Origin of the sequence: Actinomadura barringtoniae, from assembly GCF_017573505.1 — a bacterium.
In the GTDB taxonomy this organism is placed as follows: domain Bacteria; phylum Actinomycetota; class Actinomycetes; order Streptosporangiales; family Streptosporangiaceae; genus Spirillospora; species Spirillospora barringtoniae.
Genome location: NZ_JAGEOJ010000025.1, coordinates 138,144 through 155,968, shown reverse-complemented (window position 1 = coordinate 155,968; position 17,825 = coordinate 138,144). Strand labels below are relative to the sequence as shown.

Genomic DNA, 17,825 nt, shown 5'->3' with positions numbered 1-17,825 from the left:
TCCATATACCCCCAATTAAGGGAGTCTCCGGGGCGAACGGACCCGAGATCGGTCCGGGAGCCGGGATCTGCCCACCACCCTAGTTGGACGGCCGGTCCGAGAGCTCCGTCAGGATCACCGGAGAGGGTGACTCGGCGTCATTCGAGGCTTACTCGGGCCGGTAGGAACAGCGCAGACCCGTGTGGACGGCGGCCCGAAGATGCGCGCCGATGATCGGATCGGCGTCCGCGATGCGCTTCAGCGCCCGCCGGATGGCCTTGCCCACGGCGATCCTGGCGCGCTCGTCGGCGCCCGGGAAGTCCCGCGTACGGCCGCCCAGGCCCGCCGCGGCGGCCAGCTCGGTGATCAGCCAGTCCCGTTCGGTCCGGGCCTTGGCGGCCCGCTCCAGCTCGTTCAGCGCCTCCAGCTCGTCGATCTCGGCCTCCAGGCGGGTGAGGCGGCGCTTGAACTCCCGCTTGGCCACCTCGTCCAGAACGGGCTGGGTCGAGGCCGCGGGGTCGGACGGCGATTCAGGGCCGGGTCCGGCGGCGAGATCGGTGGCCAGGATCTCGCGCCCGGGATTGGCTATCAGCACCGCGAGGTACCCCATCCCGACCGTGTGGTCGGCCAGGGCAAGGCGTCCGGCCAGTTCGAAGGCCCATCTCCTGCCACGGCGGCGGCAGACCAGCCGTTCCCCCGCGGGCACACCCAGGCCGTTGGAATGCACGACCTCGTAAGGGGCCCCCGGCGCGACCGCACTCCCCTGTCCGAGATCGGGAAGGGCCATACCGAGCAAGGCAGCCTCCTGCGCGGCCAGGGAAGCCTCTTGGGAGGCCCCGATGTCCTGCCGCATGTGCAGGGCCTGGCCCAGGCGCGCGCGGGCCAACGCCACCGCCGGTAGGTGACCGACCGCCAGGTTGCTGTGAACGGCCGCGCGCAGGTGTTTGACCGCCCGATCAACGTCTCCGGTCGTCAGCGAGGCGACGCCCAGCGAATGATGGGCGGACCCCAGGCAGCTGACGCCCAGGCTCGCGACCACAGGAAGATGCGAATAGGGCGCGAGCAACGCGTAGGCCTGAGCCGCGGTGTCACGGTCCTCCAAGAGAGCCGACGCCTCCACCGCGCTGTACATCGTCATCATCCAGCTGGCCGAGCGTGGCACGTCCGCCATGTCCCGCCCGCGCAGCCGGGCCAGCATGGCCGCCGCCATCCGCCGGTCACCGGCCGAGGCGGCCGCCACCGCGAGGCCCGGGTAATAGGCGTAGTTCCCGACGCTGAGCATCGGCGAGTTCACCAGGCCTTCGAGCAGCGGAACGAGCTCGGCGATGCGGCCCTCGAACCAGCGGATCGTGCCGAGCTGGCCGCCGAACCAGCCGGTCGCGTTGACGTCGCCGATCGCCCCGGCGCGGTCGGCGAGCGCGGTCGCCATCTCCTCGGCCCGCGCGAAGCTCCCGGACCGGACGCAGAGCATCACGGCGAGCGCGTCCACGACCGAGGCCACCGCGAGGTGGTCTTCGCGGGTGAGCAGCTCGCGCAGCTCCGCGAGCCTGCGTTCGGCATGCGGGTGGGCCGTCAGGAAGAGGTCCACCGTGTAGAGGAGCAGCCCCATCAGCAGGTCGCCGCGCCGCGACGTGCGCGACGCCGTCCCGATCAGCTCCTGGGCGAGCTCCAGCCGCGTCAGCGCGTGCTCGGGCCCCATGAGGCAGTGGTGGGCCAGGCTCAGCGCCTCGGCGAGTGCCACCGCGTCGCCTGCGAGCCGGGCCTCCTCGACCATCGCCAGCGTCATCTCGTGCGCGCCGGCACCGTACTCGTCCTCGGCCGTCATCCTGATCCGGAGCCGCAGCGCCAGCGCCGACCCCTGATGTACGCGGCGCAGCGCGTCGCTCTGCCGCTCCCGTACGACCGCCGCGTCCGCGACCGTGCGATGCTCGTGCACCCACAGCCCGCCGAGCCCCAGCGCGGCGCGGGCCATCGCGGTCGCGTCGCTGCGTTCCCTGGCCCGGCGGTATGCGACGTCGAACCACCCCCTGGCGGCCCAGGGGTTGCCTGCGATCAGCAGGCGTTCCCCCTTGCGAAGAGACCCCTCGACATCATTGACCGTCCTCAAACCGTTCACAGGCAGCCCCCAGATGCGCGTCACTCGTATGGCACAACACCCGCGCGGGGCCAGTCCCGGGTCGATGCCAGACTGCGAACGCACAGTTCACGGATCAACATGCGGTATCGGTTCAAATTGGAACGGGATGGAACGCCTCCTTCACGAAAGGAGACTCCATGCAAAAGCCGCCCTACCTTCACGAGCACCTGCACACCCTGCTCGTCCCCGTCCTCGGCCCCCAGACCGACGACTTCCTCGCGGCGGGTCTCGCCGCCATCTCGTCCGGATCCGGCCACTGGGTCCAGCTGGGCATCGCCCCCGGCTTCGGCCGGACGCCGCAACTGTTCGGCGCGCTGGACGACCTCTCCACGGCCCTTCTCGAGGACCCCTCCACGACCAATTTCTTCTTCACGCGGAGGCCGCCGGGACTCCAGGCCCGTTTCGAAACGACGCTGGACAACCGCGCGCCGCTGGAGGCCGAGCTCTATGCCCGCCTGAACGCGCTCCGCCCAACGGTCGAGTTGGTCGTCCCCGGCGCGTACGTGCCCGAGGAGGGCCTTTTCGGTGGCCCGGAGGCGATGCCCCACGTGCACCGCCTCTTCACCTTGGACTCCCGCGCCTGGCTTGCCTTCCACCGCGCGTCCCCCGGCATTCCCGCCTGGGTGTTCTCCCTGGTGCTCCTGCGCCATCTCCTGGAAGGCATGGGCATCAACGATGACGACGCCCTATGGAGCCGCATAGAACGTCAGACAGGCCGTACAGACGCCAAGCCCGCCACCGTACGCGCGGCATGGTCAGACCCTGTCCGCCTGGAGGCCAGCCTTCCCGGCCCGGTCGCGGCCATGGCCACGGAATGGGGCGCCTGGCTCCGTTCCGCCGCCAACGACTGGCGCAACAACATCGGAGACAAGGACAGCACCGAGGTCATGGCGTCCTGGACTCTCGCTCACTGGAACCGAGGCGGCATCCCCGCCAACACCCAAGCGGCCCTCGTAACAGCGCTGGCCCCCGCGTAATGGTCTACGCGGGGGCCAGTCGGCCGAAGGTCAGTTGCCGTAGGTGTACATGTTCGACAGCTCGGTCTGGAACTTGCGCAGCAGCACGTCGCCCATCGTCTGCGCCGGTCCGCTCTTCGGCCCCGGGTAGCGGGACTCGTTGTTGAACGACTGGCGGATGAGGACGTAGTTGCCGACCGACGAGCTCGACCACCAGTGGCCCGGCTCGTTGCCGTACGCGACCTTGATGATCGGCGCGGTGGAGGAGCTGACGGCCCGCGAGATGCGGCGCGCGTCCGACTCGTTCGTGAAGCCGATGACGGTGATCTGCACGTAGGTCTTCTTGTTCGGCGCCTGGTACATGGCGCCGATCAGGCCGCCCCGGCACTTGGTCTGCTTCAGCAGCGTGGCAAGCTTGGGCTTCACCTTCACCTTGCAGCCCTGGTTCCAGGAGCTGGACTGCAGGAACGTTCCCGAGCTCGTGGTCACCGAGCGGGGCAGGAAGCTGAGGGTGACGTTCACGTCCTTCGGCGTCGACGGGGTACTGAGCGTCGGCGACGGGATCGCGGTGTCCAGGGAGGTGGTGGGCGTCGGGATAGAGGTCGACGGCAGCGAGGAGGAGGACGAGGTCCGCTTCCCCGAGTCGTCGCCGGACAGCACCACGTACCCGACGACGCCCACGACGCAGACGAACAGCACGCCGACGATCGCGATGATGAGGATCGCGGCGCCGCCGTTGGACTTGGGCGGCGGCCGGTACGGGCCGCCGGGTCCGGGCATTCCGGGCGGTCCAGGCGGGAAGCCGGGCGGCGGCCCACCGGCGACCGGCGGAAACCCGGGAGGCGGGGGGCCACCGGGATGCGGCCCGCCGGAGTGCGGCGGGTAGGGGCCTCCGGGCGGTGGGGGGATGCTCACACTGCTTCCTAGCTCAAGAGACGTTCCGCGCACCATACCGAATACCCGCAGGTATGTCGGAGCCTCCCTTATCGCCACTCGCCCCACAGGGGCGACAAAGGCACATCTTCGTGGCCACCTTCGGCCCCGGAGAAGGCGTTAGACTTGGGATTTGGAACTTGATATCCCAACACTCCTAGGTGGCGGCGTGAGTCAAGGCGGCGTGAGCCAAGGCGGCGTGAGCCAAGGCGGCGTGAGCCAAGGCGGCGTGAGTCAACAGGTCCCGATGCCCACCGGCGTTGCGCGGCGCCGCCGTCGGCTGTCCGACGAGGAGACCGAGCAGCGGATGCTGGAGGCCGCGCTGGCCATGGTCAACGAGGCGGGCCTCACCGTCGGCCTCGACCACATCAGCTTCGAGGACGTGATCCGCGACGCCGGGGTGGCCCGCAGCGCCGTCTACCGCCGCTGGCCGTACAAGGACCTGTTCTTCAGCGACCTGCTCAAGGAGCTCGCCAAGGGCAGCAGCCCGGTCATCGGAACGGGCAACCAGGACGCGCTCGAGGCGGTCAAGCAGACGATCCTCGATCACCTGGACTGGCTCAAGGACCCCGAGCAGCGCCGGGCGCTGGCCGCCGAGGTCCTCCGCAAGGGCGCGCTGAACGAGTTCGAGACGTTCTACAACTCGGCCGAGTGGCGCACCTACCTCGCGCTGCACACCACGTTCCTCAGCCTGCCCGACGGCGCCCTGCGCACCGAGGTGCAGAACACGCTGGCCGAGTCCGAACGCGCCCTGAACACCCGGGTCGCCGAGGCGTACGAGCGCGTCACCGGCCTGATCGGCCTGCGTCCCCGTACCGGCATCACGTTCGAGACGCTCGCGACGCTCGCCAACGCCACCATGCGCGGCCTGGTCGTCATGGCCCCCGCCAACCCGCGGATCGCGACCGAACGCGTGCACGCCGACCCGTTCGGCGCCCCCGAGCCCGCCGACTGGTCCCAGCCCGGGCTCGGCCTGGCCGCCGTCGTACTGACCTACCTGGAGCCCGATCCCGCCCCGTGGGACGACGCCCGCATCGCCGAACTCCGATCGCTCCTGGAGTCCGAATCCTGGTTCTGACCAGGCACGACAACCCCCGGTTGTGCTCGCGGGGCAACAGTTGTTGGACGCACCAACCTACGCCGCGGTCTCATGGATCTCGCCAGCGAGAACGCACCGACTTCACGGAGACAGAGACCATGAGCACCGACCCGAAGACCGTCGTCGTCACCTACGTCGAGGCCGTCGCCAACGGCGACCTGGAGACCATCACCGCCAGCTTCGCCGACGACGCCACATGGACCTACCCCGGCGACGTCCCGCTGACCGGCGTCTGGAAGGGCAGGGACGCCATCATCAACGACTTCCTCGGCGGCGCCACCGGCGGCCTGTTCACCGAGCCGCCCCGCATCACCCTCACCAACGTCCTGGCCGAGGGCGAGCAGGTGATCGCCGAATGGACCGCGTACGGCCCCACCAAGACCGGCAAGATCTACGACAACCACTGCCTGGGCGTCTTCATCGTGCGCGACGGCCGCATCGCCTCGGTCCGCGAGTACACCGACACCCAGCACGTCGCCAACGTCCTGTTCTGAACGCCTGAACGCCTGAACGTCCGAACGCTTCAGGTCACCCGCCGCTCGTCTGCGCGGCATTGACCAAGGCCACACACGCCTGCAAATCCTTGTTGGCCTTGGCCTCAGTCCCAGGCTGAACGTTCTTGGGCTTCGCGACCCTCAGCGCACCCGGCTGTGGAGCCGGCACCTCCCACCCCTTCTTCCGCATACAAGCGGTCACCCGGATCAACCGAAGCTGCCTCTTCTGCGCCTGAGTCAACGATCCGCCACCGTTGGTCCCTCCGTCTCCGGCCCCGCCACCCTTGTTGCGTCCTTGGCCGCTCGCGTCCAAAGAGGAGTCAGGGGTGGGGGTCAAGGCGCTCGGAGAGGCGGCTTGAGGAGCAACCGGTGCCGAAGAGCTCGGCTTGTCACTCGTAGAAATCTTCTTGCCAAAGTTGCAGGCACTCACACTGAGCGCGACCACCAAGACTGCAACAGGAACTGTCAAGAGCCTTCGCATAGGTTCCCTTCCCAACGGTGGGTACGGCCGTGGCCGACCATACGGTTCGCCCCGCGGGGAGGGGCGGGCAGCTAACGGAGCTGGTCGACCTTGGCCATCAACCAGCGGCCGTTCACCTGACGCATGTCGGCCCAGTAGCTGAAAACAGAACGGGTCGTCCTCTTCTCTGCCGTCTCTCGGACGATGACCGAGACCAAGACGGTTCCCTGGCCGGGCTGAGCACCGGGTTTGATGGCCGCCTCGAGGGCCGTGCCGGTCGCCGACGCCTTGCGGCGGTTGAAGTCCGCCTTCGTCTTGGGCTGGTTCAGCCTGACCTGGTCCTTGAAGTTGCCGGTCGAGCAGTCCATGAGGTCGCGGATGCTCTTGTCGAAACGGCGGTAGTCGTAGGTCTGGTCGCGTTCCATGCAGGTGCGGGCGGCCTTGAGCACCTCGTTGGCCTGCGGGGTCGGCCAGGCGGTCCCCGCGTACGACCAGGGCGCGAGGTCGGGGGTCATCGAGTCCATGTCGTCGATCAGCCAGTCGCCGCTGGGCTGGCGGACCATCGTGTAGCGGACCTGGTTCATCTCGTTGGCCGCCGGAATCTTCGGCGAGCTGATGACCCGGCGGACGAACGAGAGGAACGAGACGCGGCCCGGGGACGCGGCGAGCACGCCGGTGTCCAGGACCGAGGCCTTGATGGTCTTCTGGTTCTGGACCAGGTCGGTCTGGATCGAGGAGAGGTCGCTGCCCAGGCGCGCCTGCGCCCGCTGGGTGAGCTGCGAGTTCGCGCGCTGGATGTCGATGTCGATCGAGCGGTAGTCGTAGTTGAGAACGCTCGGCAGCGTGCCCGTGGCGGTCGGCAGGAGCTGCTGCGCCTCGGGGGTCGGGTTCAGCGGGCCGGTGGCCAGCGGCACGGCGGGCGTGCTGGCCGGCGGCGGCGTCGTATCGGCCTTGGGCTTGGAGTCGTCGCCGAGGAGCGTGAACCCCGCGATCGTGCCGCCCACGAGGATGAGAACGCCCGCCACGGCGGCACCGACGATCAGCCCCGTACGGCGCTTGCCGGGTGGAGGCGGGGGCGGCATCGTGCTGTTCGGCCCGGGGTGAGGGGCGCCCGGATGGGTGGCGTACGGGCCGGCGTGCGGCGGAATCGGCCCGGTGCTGTACGCGGCGCCCGGCTGACCCGTGGGAAGGCCTGGCTGAGGCATCGAAGAGCCGGCGTGCCCCAGGGAAGAGCCAGACTGCGGCATAGACGACCCGGACTGCGGCATGGACGACCCGGACTGCGCCACGGGAGGGCCGTACTGCCCCATGTGGGGAGCCGGGTGGGTCGGCTGCACCATGGACGTGGCCTGCGCGAGCATGCCGTCGGTCGCCCCGGTCTGCGCGTCCTCCTCACCGAGCAGGCGCAGCAGGAGTTGCTGAGCGGTCGGCCGCCGGGACGGATCCCTGGCCAGGCAGGCCGCGATGATCTCGCCGAGCCGCTGCGGCAGACCGGACAGGTCCGGTTGCTGGCTGGCGACGCGGTGCAGCACGGCGGCCACCGAGTCGTGCCCGAACGGGGCGCGGCCCCGCGCGGCGAACGCCATGGTCGAGCCCCACGCGAAGATGTCCGCGGCCGGGCCGGTCTGCGCTCCGGCCACCTGTTCGGGCGCCATATAAGAAGGTGTGCCGAGAACGCCGCTGGAGATGGTCGCGCCCGAGTCGTTCGGCCGCGCGATCCCGAAGTCGATGACGCGCGGGCCGTCGGGGCTCATCAGGACGTTGGCGGGCTTGAAGTCACGGTGAACGATGCCCGCCCGGTGGATCGCGGTGAGCGCGGTCGCCGTGCCGATCGCCAGGCGGTCGAGGTCGTTGCCGGTACGCGGGCCCTGGGATCGCACGAGCTCGTCCAGGGAGGGACCGGGAACGTACTCGCTGACGATGTACGGCCGTTCCCCCGCGACGTCCGAGGCGAGCACCTGCGCCGTACAGAAACCCGCGACCCGCTGGAGGACCGCCAGCTCGCGCGCGAACCGGGCACGCGCCTCATGGTCGGACCCGAGCTGGGTGAGCAGCAGCTTGATGGCCACCTGGCGGCCGTCCTCGCCGCGGCCGAGATAGACGACGCCCTGGGCACCGTCGCCGAGGCGCCCGGTCAGCTCATAGGGACCGAGACGCCGCGGGTCATCTGGTTTCAGGGAGGGGGGACCTGAGGTCATCGGTCACCGCTGATCTCCTGGGGGTATCCAGACATGCCCGGCAATATACCGGCCGCAACTCAACACACCCTGGCAAGCCCAGACAAGGACGCCCATCGCACACCTTCTTCCCCATCGGGCAGACCCGGAGCACTAGCATCTACTCCGGGCATCCAGCCCTATCGGTGGCGGCCCTACAGGAGCCTCATGAGCTATCCCCCATACTCACCCGGCCCTGGCTATCAGCCGGGCTATGGAGTGCCTCCTCAGCAACCCGGTTACGCGCCGCCGCCCGCCAACCCGTACTCCCAGCCGCAGCCCCAGCAGCCGTACCCGCAGCAGCAGCCGTACGCGCCGCAACAGCAATACGCACCCCAGCAGCAGTACGCGCCGCAGCAGCAGTACGGTCCTCCGCCGCAGCAGTACGCACCGGCGCCCGCACCGCAACAGCCTCCCGCGCAACAGGGCGGTGCCGACCTCTACAACTCGCCCATCCTCATCTACGACCAGCCGCAGTCCTTCTTCTCCACCGAGGCGAACTACACGGTCTGGAGCCCGCAAGGGCAGCCCGTCGCGTACGTCAAGGAGAGGGGCGTCAGCGGGGCGCGCAAGGTCTTCCGCGCCGTCAACCAGGGCACCCAGAACAAGGCCGAACGGTCCCTGACCATCTTCCGGCCTGACGGCATGCCCTACTTCACCTTCTATAAGCCGTACGGCTTCATGGGCACCCCGGTCATGCAGGTGCTCACCCCGCAGGGCGGCCTCATGGGCCAGCTGCGCAAGCGCGCCATGCGCGGCTGGGAGATCCTCGACCCGCAGGAACGCCAGATCGGCTACTACGACATCTACAAGGGCCAGATCCGCGACTGGCAGGAGACCGAGCTCGCGCGCTTCCAGCGAGGCTTCAACGGCTACGGCGAACTGGTCTCCCAGATGCTCACCGGCGCCGACCGCTACGTGCTGCGCATGCTCCCCAACCTGCCCGAGCCGATGCGCACCCTGATCCTGGCCTGCCCCCTGGCGTACGACACCGCGGTCTCCTCCAACCGCAGCCTCGGCGGCTTCCTCACCTGACCGGGACGCACCCTCAGAACACTCGTGGGGCCGGCCTCAATGGCCGACCCCACGAAAGCGGTCTCACGCTAGAAACGCACAGCGGCGACTAACTCATGCAGGCCATCACGTCGCTGTCCTTGACGCCCTTGACGGGAACCGAACGGATGGTCTCCTTCGGCAGGTTGTTGTAACCCTTGGCCTTCAAGCAGGCCCGCAGCTTGGCGTCAATCTCGGTGTCGTTCTTGCCCTGCGCGGCACCGCCACCGGGCGCCTTGCTGGTGGTCGGCGCGCTGCTCGGAGCGCCGTTCTGGTCACCGCCGCCCTGCGCGGCAGTCGCCGTCGCGGACGCGGTAGCACCGTCAGAGTCCTTCTTGGAGTCAGAGTTACAAGCGCTGGCACTGAAGCCCAGAGCAAGCACAACGCTACCGACCATCAGAAACTTCTTCACAGAGTTGCCTTTCGACGGGGGGCTGGCGACTTAGCCGAAACATGCTAGCGCGTCACCGACCGCATACACCCCGATATCGCAACAAAGGAGTCAGGGGCGGTGAAGTCATGTGTCCAGTGCGTTGGGGGCCTTACCGGCCGCCCTGACCGGGCGGCGGCGGGTAGGGACGCCCGCTTCCCTGCGGCGGCCCCTGAGGCGGTCCTTGAGGGGGACCCTGCGGCGGCCCCTGAGGAGGCCCCTGCGGCTGACCCGAATGCCCACCCCAACCAGGGGGCGGCCCAGGCACGTTTCCTTGCTGAGGCGAGTAGCCCCCACCCGCGGGGAACGCCTTCGGCTTCTTCCGGTTCCGCATGACCATGAACGCGATGACGATGCCACCGATCACGACCACACCGGCGACGACCCCGAGCAGGATCTTGGTGTTCTGATCGGCCTGGTCGTCGGCCTTGGTGCTGGCCGACTTGCTGTGCTTGACCGTCGGCGTCGCCGCCGGCTGCCCACCCGCGCCCTGCGGGTTCGCGGCAGCCCACTTGTCATAGGCGTCGAACACCGGGTTAGGCGCGGACTTGGGCACATTGGCGGTCAGCGCGTCGCCCGGAATGACCACGCCTCGGCCGGTCATGTTGTCGATACCGGGAGGGCCCACGTCCTTGGTGGTGTTGATGATGCGCTGCACCACCTCGCGAGCCGGCATCTGGGGGTTCTTCGAACGGATCAGCGCCGCGACGGCGGAGGTGAGCGCGGTCGCCTGACTCGTCCCGGCAAGCCGTTCGTTGACCTTGCCGTTGCCGTCGAGCGCGGGCACCAGGAAACCCGGTGCGGCCACCGCGACATAAGGCTGGCGCTCGGTACCGGACCACGGGATCTTCTTGTTGTCCACGGCGCCGACGGCGAGCGCACCCGCGCAGTTGGCGGGCTCCATGGCGGGGTTGCCCTTCTCCGCGCTGTTGCCCGCTCCCGCGACCACCACCACGTCGTGCTGAAGCGCGTAACCGATCGCCTGCTGCAGTTCAGGCCGGCATCCGTTAGGGGAATTGAACGCCTGGGAGATGCTGATCACCTTCGCGCCGTGGTCGGTCGCGTAGCGGATCGCCTTGTCCCAGACGGCGAGGTTGGAATTGATCGACATGACCTTCGCCTCGGGGGCGACACCCATGTAGCCGGTGCCGGTGCCCTGCCCGACGATCAGACCGGCCATTGCCGTGCCGTGCGAGGCCTCCAGATCGGAGGTCGGAGGGATCTGACCGTCGCCCTGGTGCGTCTCCACATTGGCGCCGGGCACGATCGTGCCCTGCAGGTCGGGGATCTGACCATTGACGCCGTTGTCGACGACACCGACGGTGACTCCCGCCCCCTTGGTGATCGGCCACACCCGCTGCTGGATCTGCCAGGCCGAGAACCACCATTGATCGGTTCTGGGCCCCGGCGCCGCATCGGCGGGCGTTACCGTCCCCATGGCCATGGTGAAGACGGCTCCAGTCGCCGCCAGCCATCGTGTCGTCCGTCGCACAGCACAACCTCACTAGAAGCGAAACGGCGTGGATAGCCCGAGATGTCGCCTCAGGCTACCCACGCCGACTCATGCTTGGTCCTGCAATTGACTAATCGGTCATCCGATCACAGGCGGTGCGGTATCGCCGTCATTACCGCCCCAGACGTCCTCGTCCTCGGACAACCAGGTGCTGCGCTCCTGCTCTTCCTCGCCCTTGCCGCCGCCGCCACGGCCGGCACCGCCCATGCCGCCGCCCATGCCGCCGCGCCCGGCCGCGCCCTTGCCAGAGCCGAGGCCGCCCGCACCGGCACCGCGCGCGCCCGCACCGGGCATGCCACCGGCCAGTCCGCCGGCACCGCCGCCGGGCATGCTGCCCGCGCCGCCCGCGCCACCGCCGGGCATGCTGCCCGCGCCACCCGCGCCACCGCCGCCGAGGCCGCCCTTGCCGAACGGGTCGCCGCCGCCGGCGCCACCGCCGCCACCGGGAAGTCCGGCCAGGCCACCCTTGCGGCCGCCGTGCGGGTCGTAGGTCCCGCTGCCGCCGTGGTTGCCGCCGTTCGGGTCATAGGTGCCACTGCCGCCGTGGCTACCGGGCGGCGTGTACTGCCCGCCGTGGCTGCCGGGAGGGGTGAACTGACCGCTGCCGCCGTGGTCGCCGGGAGGCGTGAACTGGCCGCTGCCGCCGCTGTTCGGGGGCTTGAAGCTGCCGCTGCCACCGCCACCGCCGTGGACCCCACCGGTGGTGGCGCCGGGCGAGTTGTTCGGCGGCGGAACGTTGTAGACGCCGCTGCTCGGGAGGTTGGTGGAGAGCCGCTCGGGCATGGCCGTGTTGGCCTGGATGGTCCGCTCGGAGAGCCGCTTCATGTGCTCCTTGGCGGCCTTGTCCTCTTCGCTGTCGATGAGACCGAAGGCCTCACCGATCTTCTTCCCGGCCAGCATGGGGAGACCGGCGGGCGCGACGGCGACCAGGCCGTCCTTCCAGGAGAACCCACCGAACATGCCCTTGCCGGGCTTGTGGTCCTTGTACCACTGGAGCTTGGTGGCGTGGTCGTCCAGCGTCTTGCCGGTCTGAGTGGAAGTCGACTGCAACCCGGAGGCGCTCGTCTGCAGGTTGCGCATCTGCTCAATGGTGGCGTCGGCGTCGTCGCCCTTCCAGACACCGCTGAGGGCGGTCATCTGGGCGCCCAGCACACCCGCCGCGTTCTTGAACTTGTCACCCGCGGCCGTGTAGTTGTTGGCCGCCTCTTTCACCTTCCCGGGCTGGCAAGCGTCAAGGATGCCGTTCATGGCGTCCATGTCGCCGTCCCAGTCGGTGGAACCCTGGGGGCTCATGCGGATCTGCTCGTCGTGCCGCGTGCTATTGGGGGCCATAGTCCCGATCCCGCCTCGTCGAATCCCTGGTTACCAGCTGCTGGTGTTGCTCGTGGTCGGCTGATTGGAGCTATTGGTCGTCACACGGTTCGCGGCAGCGGTGTTCTGCTGCTCCTTGTCGCCGTGGTTCTTGACGATCTGCTCCAATGACTGGATCACCTGGTCATAGGCGTTCACGAAAGCGTCGTACTGGCCCTTGATCTGACCGTAGGCCTGGTTGGTCGTGAGACCGAGGCCCTGGGTCACCGCCGGGTAGTTGCCCAGCTCGCCCGAGGTCATGTGACCCTTGACGGAGATCTCGCTGCGCGTGCCCTGGCTGCCGTCGTCGAACTTGGCGATCTCGTCCTTCAGGACCTTGAGGATCTTCTTGACCTCGTCGACATCAATTTCGCTCTTGTTACCCACGTGAGCCTCCCGGCGGGCCGAGAGTGCCCGCTCCCTACACAGTTCTTGGAAGTTAGTGGTGAAGAAGGCGCCGGCGGATGGGGCCCAGCCGACACCTGGCCGACCGTCCCGGAATCAAAGGGGACGGCCGGCCTGGGGTGCCATCGTCAGCCGCCGATGAGGTTGACGTTGCTCTTGACCGTGCCCTGGCCGGTCTCGGCAGAGGAGTTGATGACCGCGCCGAGGGCCTGCATGACCTGGCCGATCTCCTGCGCCGACTGCTCCCACTGCTTCTTGGCGTCGAAGTAGGCGTTCTTCGCGTCGTCTTCCCACTGCGCCAGCTTGCTCTCGACGTTCTTCTCGAGGTCGTCAAGCTCGGACGTCATGCGGTTGTACTGCTGCTGGAAGGCGGCGTATGCCTGCTGCATAGCGCCGAAGTCCATAGAGCTGAAGCTCATCGTTCCTCCGTCTCGTCCTTGATCGTCTTAGGGGGCTCAGCCGTTGAGCAGACCGGCGATGCGGTTCACGCTCTCGGTCTGGTGCTGCTCGCTGGCCTCGTAGTTGATCTTGGTGTGGACGAGCTTCTCGTGGAGGTTGTCCAAGGTCTGCAGGACCTTGCTCAGCTCCTGGTTGAACTCGTTGAAGACCTTGGTGAAGGCGCTTCCGGCGTCACCGATCCAGCGCCCCTGAAGCTGAGACTGCTCCTGGCCGACAGCGCCCTGGATCTGCCTCAAGTCCTGCGCGGCAGACTCCACACGGGAAGCGGCCTGCGCCATTTCTGCTCTGTCGACAGACGACCTCTGACCCATCAGTCATCCTCTCGGGGGTAGACACTCTGTTCCTTGGATGCACCGCGAGATCGTTCGGTTCGCCTCGCCGAGCACATTTTTCTGTTGAGCACCGTCAGACCCTGCAACGCTCCAGGGCCCACGACCGACCATCAGGCCCAGAGCTGGGTGTTCGCCTGCTCGGCCTTCTGGTAGTTCTGCCGGGCACCGCTCACGTTCTTGGAGAACGTCTCGATGCACTTGGCCAGCTCACGCGCGGCCTTGTCCCACTTCTTCTTGGCGTTGAAGTAGGCGTCGCGCGCGTCGTCCTCCCATTTGGACAGGCCGCTCTGGAGGTCGCCCTCGAGCTCGTCCAGGCGCTGGCTCATCTCACGCTGCTTGCTTTGGAACAGCTGTTCCGCTTGCTGCATCGCGGTGTATTCCGTGCTGAACGCACCCACGACAATCCCTCCATCACACCAGTTACGGCCCTGAGGCTACCAAGGTGGGACCAAACGGTCGCCACGTTTTACCCTTTGGTGATCTCATAGTCACCCCGCCCCTGACGAGACGGGGAGCTGCGCCTTCGCGGGGTCAAGGGTGGAACCCGTCGGGATGAGGCTCAGCAGGCTGGCGGGCACCGGCACCGAGTCGTTGGAGTCCTTGGAGATCGTGTAGCCGAACGCCTTGGCGGTCTCCGCCGACTTCAGCGGGTACTTGCGCCCGTTGTCGGAGATGAAGAAGTAGGTGCTGATCGCGTCGGTGCTGGTGCCGAGCGAGCCGGCCAGCACCGCGCTCCCCGGGGGCAGCACGACGTTGTCGACTCCGGTCTGCGACGGGGAGCCGGGAACGGGCAGGTCCTTGCCGCCGCCCACCGCGATGCTCGGCGTCTGAGCCCCGTTGGAGGCGTCCGGGTAGACCACGCAGAGCGACTGCGAGCCGTCGAAGGACTGCGCGGCGATGCGCGTCTGCGGCATCCGCTCGTCCTTCAGCGACTTGCCGAGGTTGCCGGTGACCGCGTTCGGCTGCAGGGACTGGGCGTCCTGCAGGTTGTAGCCCTTGGTCGCCCGGATGAGGGCGGCCTGCACCGGGGAGATCGCGTCGTAGCCGTCCTGGCGCAGGACGTAGAACTGGTCGCCGTTGCCGACGCCGTCGGAGACCTTGTAGACCTGCCCGAGCGGACCCTTGGCCCCGCCGGGGGCGCTGACCTGAGTGCCGGGAGTGCCCCCGAGCGGGGGCGCCGCGAACTGCGGGCCCTCGGGCAGCGCGTTCAGGAACCGGCCCTCGACGGTCGGCGGGTTGCTCACGTTCAGCACGGTCTGGCCCGCCGGGCTGATCAGCAGGCGCTGGTTGCGCCAGATCAGCCAGGGGCGGCTGCCGTCGCTGACGACCACGCCGGTGCCGGCGTCGAGGGTCTGGCCGCCGACGCTCGTGCCGCCGACCAGAGTCACCACCGAACGCTGCGCGCCGGACGCGCCGATCTGGCGGACGCACACCGACCACGGCCCGCCGCGCAACCGCTTCTTGTCCGGGATGGTGTCGGGAGCGTCGGCGATGCCGATCCTCGGGCCGCGCGGGAACTTGGTCAGCGACTTGGCCGAGACCGACTTCTGCTTGGGCCCGCTGCCGCCCGAGTTCGACTGCCCCGAGAGCGCCAGCTTGGCGGAGGCGTAGTTGGCGACCGGGCACAGGAGCTTGTCCTTGGCGCCCTCGGGCTGGCACCAGATGTAGCGGGCGCCGGTCTCCTTCTCGATCAACAGGAGGCCGCCGTCGGTCAGGCCACGGGTGCCCTGGCCGAGGAAGATGCCCGCGATGCCGAAGCCCGCGGCGACGAGCACGCCGACCATGACGCCGGCGAACGTGGCCGCGTTCAGCCGCTTGAGCGGCTGCTCGGGGTTGTCGGGCTCACCCAGGATCAGCGCCTGCGAGGCGCGCTGGGTCATCAGGCGGTGCGCCTGGAGGAGGTCCTTCTTGGTCTGCATTCAGCGCCCCCAGCTCAGAGCAGTCCGCGGACGTAGTCGTACAGACCGAAGCTGCCGAGCGCCAGCGGGATCAGGGCGACCACCAGCAGCACCTCGACGATGTCGCCGGCCCGGCCCCAGAACGGGGTGAGCCGGTTGTTCGGGAGCCACATGCCGACGCCGACCGCGATGCCGGAGATCACCAGCGCGGGCAGCAGCACCCCGGCCAGGATCATCGGCTGCGAGTCCATGTCGCGGGCCGTGTTCACCCCGAGGATGGCCAGCATCGCCAGGGCCGGGACCAGCAGCCAGAGCTTCTGGGCGCGGCCGCGGAAGATCCGGGCGCGCAGCATGAGCGCGAACGCGACCACCCCGCACATGGTCGGGCTCACCCAGCCGCTGTCCATGGTCAGCGGGATCGCGGCGCCCGCGGCCGCCAGGCCCATCGCCGAGACGCCGCCGGTGACGAACCGGTCGGCGGCGGCGGTGCGGTCCAGGACCTGCTTGCCGTCCACCATCAGGGTGTCGCGGCGCAGGTCCTCGGCGCTGTTGGGCACCGGCGGCAGGGTCACTCTGGCGAGTTTGAACGAGACGCCCGGCAGCAGCGGTGTGAGCGCCAGCGCGACCGCGACGGTCACGGCGGCGACGCCGGCCGCGTCGGTGTCGAAGCTGAGCGCGATGCCGGTATTGATCGTGCCGAGCAGCGCGGCGACGGCGACGCCGTAGAAGACCGGCAGCCCGTCGGCGATCGCGAATCCGGCGATCGTGGCGACCAGCACCACCGCGCCGAACCCGGCGACCAGATGCAGCGCGCCGATCTTGGTGAGCGGGTCGTCGCGCAGCGGGCCGAGCACGCCGGCGAGGAAGGCGTACGGCAGGGCCACATAGCCCAGCGCGGCGCCCGCGCCCGCGTCGCCCATGGCCCGCGAGAGCGCGATGGCGCCGACCAGCAGCACCAGCGCGACGATCCCCGCGACCGCCGCTGGAAGGATCCAATTGGGCCCGGAGAAAATGAGGGCGATGATGCCGACGCACGGCCCGACCGCGCCCCACGCGAGGGCGAAGTGGCGGGTCGACTCCTGCCGCCAGCGGCCCGGGCGGTCGCGCACCGCGGTCGCCACCACGTCCGGAACGTCATCAAAGGCCAAGTCGGGCATCTGGGCCATCCGCGGCCGCAGATAAATCAGGTCGCCGTCCCGCAACCCCACCTGCGCGGGAGTCGCGGCGGGTTCGAAGGGGGCCTCGTCAAGCTTCTGCAAAACCCAGCCGCCGTGCGCCAGACCGGTGTCCGCGAGGTTCTGGCCCGCGTACCGCAGCATGGTCGGATAAAGCTCGGCGAACGTCGCGTCGGCGGGCAGCGCGATGTCGACCCGCCGTTCCGGCCCGACGACCGTGATCCGGCAGAGGTCAGCTCCAGGGGGCGCGCTCACGACTTCCTCGCAAGTAGTCCGGTATCGGTTAGGGGGTGACCAGAGTGCCCGCTGGTATGCCACCGGCGCCACCGGCAGGGACACTGATGTACAACCAGTGACACGAGTCTCGCCTACAGTACGCAACGACAGCTGATCCGCCCAACCCAGGCGAAACATCTGAGACGCGTTCCACCGGGGCCAGGTCTGACCACATCCGTACAGGCAGGCAGCCATTTCGCACAACCGCGGTCCGGTACCGAAAGCGGGCCTCACCTGCCGATGGGACCCGCCGTCACGGTCACCGGAACCCGCTCGCCATGCCGTACGAGTCCGTTCCCGAAGGACGGCGATTCCTCAGAGTGAGAAACCCCAGGCCATGGCGCCAGAGATCACAGACCCCCGCGCCAGGCCCCCGGCCCCCGTTTCCGGCTCGCGGACTGCGCTTCCGTATGTCTTGACATGTCTAAAGATCGCCGCGAGACGCTAGCAGCGATCACACCGGGCTGTCAGCCGGTGGCCACAATTGGTGATCAGGGTCATCTTCGTGCGAAGACTCCAGCGGGTAGGGCAGAGACTCCGGTCGGTAAAGACCCGTAAGATCGGGCGTTCTAGGCGAGAAGGCGCAGGAAACACCCGAGTCGCCATACCATCTGTGGGCGGTTCGGTAATCCTGATGCGCTCGTCACAGCGTCTGATAAC

16 protein-coding genes are annotated in these 17,825 nt (G+C 68.6%); 4 read left to right on the top strand and 12 right to left on the bottom strand.

Annotation, left to right across the window (positions count from 1 at the left end):
* Nucleotides 1–148: 148 nt before the first annotated feature.
* Nucleotides 149–2,095 (bottom strand): hypothetical protein, encoded by a 1,947-nt coding sequence (locus J4573_RS45080; RefSeq protein WP_307797438.1) that lies wholly within the window; start codon nucleotides 2,093–2,095, stop codon nucleotides 149–151.
* Nucleotides 2,096–2,253: 158 nt separating this feature from the next.
* Here J4573_RS45080 and J4573_RS45075 point away from each other — a divergent pair, with 158 nt between their 5' ends.
* Nucleotides 2,254–3,093 carry a thiopeptide-type bacteriocin biosynthesis protein gene (locus J4573_RS45075; RefSeq protein ID WP_208262519.1) on the top strand — a complete coding sequence of 280 codons (840 nt, stop codon included), beginning with the start codon at nucleotides 2,254–2,256 and terminating at the stop codon, nucleotides 3,091–3,093.
* A 30-nt stretch (nucleotides 3,094–3,123) separates the two neighbouring features.
* On the opposite strand, the gene J4573_RS45070 is transcribed toward J4573_RS45075, so the two are convergent.
* On the bottom strand, nucleotides 3,124–3,987 hold the full coding sequence (locus J4573_RS45070) for a hypothetical protein (RefSeq protein ID WP_208262518.1): 864 nt from the start codon (nucleotides 3,985–3,987) through the stop codon (nucleotides 3,124–3,126).
* Between the two features lie 247 nt (nucleotides 3,988–4,234).
* Between J4573_RS45070 and J4573_RS45065 the strand changes: the two genes are divergently transcribed.
* Both J4573_RS45065 and J4573_RS45060 read left to right on the top strand, forming a co-directional pair.
* Nucleotides 4,235–5,083, top strand: a complete 849-nt coding sequence (locus tag J4573_RS45065) for a TetR/AcrR family transcriptional regulator (RefSeq protein ID WP_307797436.1) — start codon at nucleotides 4,235–4,237, stop codon at nucleotides 5,081–5,083.
* 119 nt (nucleotides 5,084–5,202) lie between these two features.
* The gene (locus tag J4573_RS45060; RefSeq protein WP_208262517.1) at nucleotides 5,203–5,598 is read left to right on the top strand and encodes a nuclear transport factor 2 family protein; all 396 of its coding nucleotides are present in this window, start codon (nucleotides 5,203–5,205) and stop codon (nucleotides 5,596–5,598) included.
* 552 nt (nucleotides 5,599–6,150) lie between these two features.
* Here J4573_RS45060 and J4573_RS45055 read toward each other — a convergent pair.
* A complete protein-coding gene (locus J4573_RS45055) occupies nucleotides 6,151–8,256 on the bottom strand; it encodes a serine/threonine protein kinase (protein WP_208262516.1) in 2,106 nt (701 codons plus the stop codon).
* A 186-nt stretch (nucleotides 8,257–8,442) separates the two neighbouring features.
* Between J4573_RS45055 and J4573_RS45050 the strand changes: the two genes are divergently transcribed.
* Entirely contained in the window at nucleotides 8,443–9,309 is an 867-nt protein-coding gene (locus J4573_RS45050) for an LURP-one-related/scramblase family protein (protein ID WP_208262515.1), read from the top strand.
* 88 nt (nucleotides 9,310–9,397) lie between these two features.
* Here J4573_RS45050 and J4573_RS45045 read toward each other — a convergent pair whose 3' ends face one another.
* The 9 genes from J4573_RS45045 to eccD all read right to left on the bottom strand — a co-directional run bounded on the left by J4573_RS45045 (nucleotide 9,398) and on the right by eccD (nucleotide 17,144).
* Entirely contained in the window at nucleotides 9,398–9,739 is a 342-nt protein-coding gene (locus J4573_RS45045; RefSeq protein WP_208262514.1) for a hypothetical protein, read from the bottom strand.
* A gap of 130 nt (nucleotides 9,740–9,869) precedes the next feature.
* On the bottom strand, nucleotides 9,870–11,195 hold the full coding sequence (locus J4573_RS45040; protein WP_208262513.1) for a S8 family serine peptidase: 1,326 nt from the start codon (nucleotides 11,193–11,195) through the stop codon (nucleotides 9,870–9,872).
* Nucleotides 11,196–11,348: 153 nt separating this feature from the next.
* Nucleotides 11,349–12,563, bottom strand: coding sequence for a WXG100 family type VII secretion target (locus J4573_RS45035; protein WP_208262512.1), 1,215 nt, complete (start codon nucleotides 12,561–12,563; stop codon nucleotides 11,349–11,351).
* A gap of 69 nt (nucleotides 12,564–12,632) precedes the next feature.
* Nucleotides 12,633–13,007: a hypothetical protein gene (locus J4573_RS45030; protein ID WP_208262511.1), complete on the bottom strand. Its 375-nt coding sequence runs from the start codon at nucleotides 13,005–13,007 to the stop codon at nucleotides 12,633–12,635.
* 146 nt (nucleotides 13,008–13,153) lie between these two features.
* Entirely contained in the window at nucleotides 13,154–13,444 is a 291-nt protein-coding gene (locus J4573_RS45025) for a WXG100 family type VII secretion target (RefSeq protein WP_208262510.1), read from the bottom strand.
* 36 nt (nucleotides 13,445–13,480) lie between these two features.
* Nucleotides 13,481–13,795 (bottom strand): WXG100 family type VII secretion target, encoded by a 315-nt coding sequence (locus J4573_RS45020; protein ID WP_208262509.1) that lies wholly within the window; start codon nucleotides 13,793–13,795, stop codon nucleotides 13,481–13,483.
* A gap of 131 nt (nucleotides 13,796–13,926) precedes the next feature.
* A complete protein-coding gene (locus J4573_RS45015; RefSeq protein WP_307797434.1) occupies nucleotides 13,927–14,214 on the bottom strand; it encodes a WXG100 family type VII secretion target in 288 nt (95 codons plus the stop codon).
* Nucleotides 14,215–14,304: 90 nt separating this feature from the next.
* Complete coding sequence (eccB, locus tag J4573_RS45010) at nucleotides 14,305–15,735, bottom strand: type VII secretion protein EccB (RefSeq protein WP_208262508.1); 1,431 nt, start codon at nucleotides 15,733–15,735, stop codon at nucleotides 14,305–14,307.
* Between the two features lie 14 nt (nucleotides 15,736–15,749).
* Nucleotides 15,750–17,144, bottom strand: a complete 1,395-nt coding sequence (gene eccD, locus J4573_RS45005; RefSeq protein WP_208262507.1) for a type VII secretion integral membrane protein EccD — start codon at nucleotides 17,142–17,144, stop codon at nucleotides 15,750–15,752.
* Between the last annotated feature and the right edge of the window lie 681 nt (nucleotides 17,145–17,825).